Consider the following 4549-nt stretch of genomic DNA (forward strand, 5'->3'; position numbering starts at 1 on the left):
AAAACCCCAAAATTCGTCCCTAAAAAATTTGCCCCCAAAAGATTTTGGTTACCCTGTAACTCTCTGGTTTAAAATCAGAGAGTTTTTTTTAACTTATCACTTTTAAATAACGAATTATATGTTATAATTACTTGGTAAAGAAGGAGGTTTTCCTATGGGAATTATGGATAATATTAAAAACTTCGTTGCTCCAGTTGAAGATGATGAAGAAGAATATGAACAAGAACCAGTTCAACAACAAGCTCAACAACCAGTTGTAGAACAAGAACCACAAACTCGTTATGAAAGACCAAAACGTCAAAGTGCGTCAACTACTTTAAATGCGAATACAAAAATGGTTTTATTTGAACCAAGAAGTTTTGGAGAAGCAGAAGAAGTTGGAACTCGTTTAAAAGAAGGGCGTGCTGTTGTTGTCAATTTACATAAATTAGATCGTGAATATGCACAACGTACAATCGACTTTTTAACAGGTGTTGTTTTCGCCTTGGATGGAAAAATTCAAAAAATTGGACAAAATGTAATTTTATGTTCACCTTCACAAATTGGTGTACAAGGTTCAATTAATCTTGGAAGTCCAGACGATTTCGACGATGCCGAATAGTTTTTACAACAAATTTAAAGGTCATGAATTGTTTATTGCTTCGATGCAAGATCAATTTGATTTGGTGCATTATAGAGCAAAGCCAATTGTGACCTCTTTTTTGACTATAAATGAACAAGAAATAGTTAAGACAATTTGTCCGGGTAATCTTTCTGTTTCCTTTTTTGGAGGCTATGAAAATGCGATTCGTCAAGTATGCTGCATTAGTGAATATGATGAAGAATTTGATTATGATATTTGTTGTTTAATGACAAGATATAATTCGAATTATAATTCTATTTCACATCGTGATGTATTAGGGGCTTTGATGAATTTAGGAATTGATCGAAATCAAATAGGCGACTTTGTTATTGAACAAGATAGAGTTTATATTTTTTGTAAAAAAAATATAAGTGAATTTATCATTATGCAATGTAATACGATTGCTCGAACAAAAGTAAAGTTTGATTATACTGAAAATATTCCTTTAAATATTCAAAACTTTAAAGAACTACACATTAATTGTGCAAGTAATCGACTTGATGCGATTGTTGCTCAACTTGCTCGTTGTTCTCGAAAAGAAGCTTTAAATAAAATTCATCATAAAGATGTAAAACTTAATGATTTTGAGCTTGAAGAAAATTGTCAATTGTGCTTAAATGATGTTGTTTCTATTCATCGAGTAGGAAAGTTTATTTATAGAGGTGTTGTTTCGACAACAAAAAAAGATCGATATATTCTAAAATTTGATCAATTTATTTAGCTATGAAAAAGACGCGTTTCTTTTTACTAATCACATTAGAGAAAAGCTGGATGGTGCAAAGCTTTGTGACGTAAATGGAAATATCACTTTGAGCTGATTTTCTGAATTAAGTAAGAAAATCCGGGTTATTCCGTTATCTTTATTGAGGTGCTTGTATATTTATATAATATAGAGGAACTAAGGTGGTATCGCGTAATAAACGTCCTTAGAGGGACGTTTTTTTTATTGGAAAGGAAAAGGAAAAATGGATTATAAAGAAACATTGCACATGCCTAAAACAGGTTTTGAAATGCGTGGAAATTTGCCTAAAAAAGAACCTGGAATTCAAAAACGTTGGAAGGATATGGATTTATATGACAAGATGTTAGAACAAAGAAAAGATGCAAAGCCTTTCGTTCTACATGATGGTCCTCCTTATGCGAATGGTGACATTCACTTAGGACATGCTTTAAACAAAATTTTAAAGGATGTTATCAATCGTTCTCACTACATGATGGGAGATAAAATCATCTATATTCCGGGATGGGATACACATGGTTTACCAATTGAAACAGCAGTAACTAAATTAGGTTACGATCGTAAAAAAATGCCTTTAGCTGAATTTAGAAAAATTTGTATGAACTATGCTTTAGAACAAGTTGAAAAGCAAAAAGCAGGATTCTTATCTTTAGGTTCAATTGGTGATTATGACCATCCTTATATTACTCTTCAAAAAGAATTTGAAGCCAAACAAATCGAAGTGTTCGGTAAAATGGCTACAAAAGGGTTGATTTATAAAGGATTGAAACCTGTTATTTGGTCACCTAGTTCTGAGTCAGCTTTAGCGGAAGCAGAAGTTGAATACAAAGATGTGAAGAGTCCAACAATTTATGTTAAATTCCAAGTTAAAGATGGAAAAGGTGTGTTAACTAGTGATGATTATTTTGTGATTTGGACAACTACACCTTGGACTATTCCTGCTAACTTAGGTATTTCTGTTCATCCTGATTTTGACTATGCACTAGTTAAAACAGAAAAAGGAAATTTGATCATGTTAGCTGAAATGGTTGATTCTTTATGTGACTTATTTGGTCTTGAACAACGCGATGTTATTAGAACTTATAAAGGTAAAGAATTTGAATATATTACATGTACGCATCCATTATATGAAGATAGAGAATCTATCTTGATGTGTGGAGAACACGTTACTGCAGATGCTGGTACTGGATGTGTTCATACAGCTCCTGGTTTTGGTATGGATGACTTTATCATTGGTAATAAATATAATTTACCTGTATATGTCAATGTCGATGAAAAAGGATGCATGACAGAAGATTGTGGGGAATGGCTAGCTGGTCAATATGTTGAAGATGCCAATAAGACAGTTACAATGCGTCTAGATGAATTAGGATGTTTATTAAAACTTCAATTTATTACACACTCTTATCCACATGACTGGCGTACAAAGAAACCAGTAATTTATCGTGCCACTACGCAATGGTTCGCATCTATTGATAAAATTAGAGATGAATTATTGGAACAAATTCATAATGTAGAATGGACTCCTAGTTGGGGAGAACAAAGAATGCACAATATGATTGCGGATCGTGGTGACTGGTGTATTTCACGTCAACGTGCATGGGGTGTTCCAATTCCTATTATTTATGGAGAAGATGATACACCTTTAATTGATGAAGAAATTTTCAAACATGTTGCTGAATTATTCGCAGAATATGGTTCAAATGTATGGTTTGAAAGAGAAGCTAAAGATTTATTACCGGAAGGTTATACTTCTGAACACTCACCAAATGGTGTATTTCGTAAAGAAATGGATACAATGGATGTATGGTTCGATTCAGGTTCATCACATACAGGATGTATTAAAGAAAGAGGTCTAGATTATCCTGTTGATTTATACTTTGAAGGATCTGATCAATACCGTGGATGGTTTAACTCAAGCTTAATCGTTGGTACAGCTGTTCATGGACAAGCTCCTTATAAAGCTGTTTTATCACATGGATTCGTAATGGATGAAAAAGGACAAAAAATGTCTAAATCATTATGGAATGCAGTAGCTCCTGGAGAAATCACTAAGAAATATGGTGCTGATATTCTTCGTTTATGGGCTTGTTCAGTTGATTATCAAGCTGATGTTTCAATGGGACAAAATATCTTGAAACAAGTTAGTGACAACTATCGTAAAGTACGTAATACATTCCGTTTCTTAATGGCTAACTTAGATGACAACGAATTTAATAAAGAACAATGTCTTCCATTTAATGAATTAAGCAAATTAAATCAATATATTTTAGTATTATTGAAAGATGCAAGTGACTATGTAATCAAAGCATATAATGAATATCGTTTCTCTGATGTTGTAAGTTATTTATCAAATTTAATGACAAATGATTTATCTGCATACTATTTAGATTACACAAAAGACATTTTATATATTGAAAACGTTGATAGTCATGCTCGCCGTGAAGTTCAAACTGTTTTATATACAGCTGTTGAAGTGTTAGCTAAATTGTGGAATCCAATTCTTTGCCATACTTGTGAAGAAATCAATGATTTCATGAAATTTAATTCTGAATCAATTCAATTAGAGTCTTTCGTTTCATTAGAACTTGATTTTGATGTTGAAGACATTAAGGCAAAAATGAAAACTTTATTTGAAATTCGTAAAGATGTGTTTAAAGCATTAGAAGAAAAACGTTCTGAAAAATTGATTGGAAAACCATTAGAAGCTAAAGTCAACTTACATGTTAGTCCTGAACAAAAAGCTGTTATTGATGAAATGTTAAGTAATGTACCACAATGGTTCACAGTATCTCAAATTGAATTCACAAATGATGAATTAACACAATACGAAGTATGTCAAGTTAGTGTTGAAAAAGCACAAGGAACTGTTTGTCCTAGATGCTGGAATATCACTACAACTTCTCATGAAGATGGATTGTGTGATCGTTGTTTTGATGTTTTAAATAAATAGTAAAAAAATTAGGGTTGATGCGCATCAACCCTTTTTTAATTGATATCATAGATATCATTGATATTTATTTTTTTGTCATCAATAATAATAAAACCATCTTGAAAATCAATTATGCGTATGACTCCATTAATCATTTTATAATCATAATCTTCGTAATATACGACTTGTACTTCCGTGTTTGTAGAGTTAGATTCTATAAAAGAGAGTGTTTCATAAATATATTGTTTCATATCAT

General features: G+C 32.0%; 4 protein-coding genes and 1 other annotated feature. Of the genes, 3 read left to right on the forward strand and 1 reads right to left on the reverse strand.

Annotated elements, in window-relative coordinates:
- Positions 1-154: 154 nt before the first annotated feature.
- From ACI313_RS08465 to ileS, 3 genes are all read left to right on the forward strand, one after another.
- Complete coding sequence (locus ACI313_RS08465) at positions 155-601, forward strand: cell division protein SepF (RefSeq protein WP_320608077.1); 447 nt, start codon at positions 155-157, stop codon at positions 599-601.
- Positions 591-1343: a YlmH/Sll1252 family protein gene (locus tag ACI313_RS08470; RefSeq protein WP_439755769.1), complete on the forward strand. Its 753-nt coding sequence runs from the start codon at positions 591-593 to the stop codon at positions 1341-1343. Before ACI313_RS08465 ends, ACI313_RS08470 begins: the two co-directional genes overlap by 11 nt.
- Positions 1337-1553: a binding site (T-box leader), on the forward strand. (Overlaps the previous gene by 7 nt.)
- A 34-nt stretch (positions 1554-1587) precedes the next feature.
- Positions 1588-4314, forward strand: a complete 2727-nt coding sequence (gene ileS / locus ACI313_RS08475) for an isoleucine--tRNA ligase (RefSeq protein ID WP_439755770.1) — start codon at positions 1588-1590, stop codon at positions 4312-4314.
- Positions 4315-4349: 35 nt separating this feature from the next.
- On the opposite strand, the gene ACI313_RS08480 is transcribed toward ileS, so the two are convergent.
- Positions 4350-4549 (reverse strand): hypothetical protein (locus tag ACI313_RS08480; protein WP_439755771.1); only part of this gene is annotated, 200 nt, incomplete at its 5' end.

The organism is Floccifex sp. (assembly GCF_051873495.1).
Classification (GTDB): Bacteria; Bacillota_I; Bacilli_A; order Erysipelotrichales; family Erysipelotrichaceae; genus Floccifex.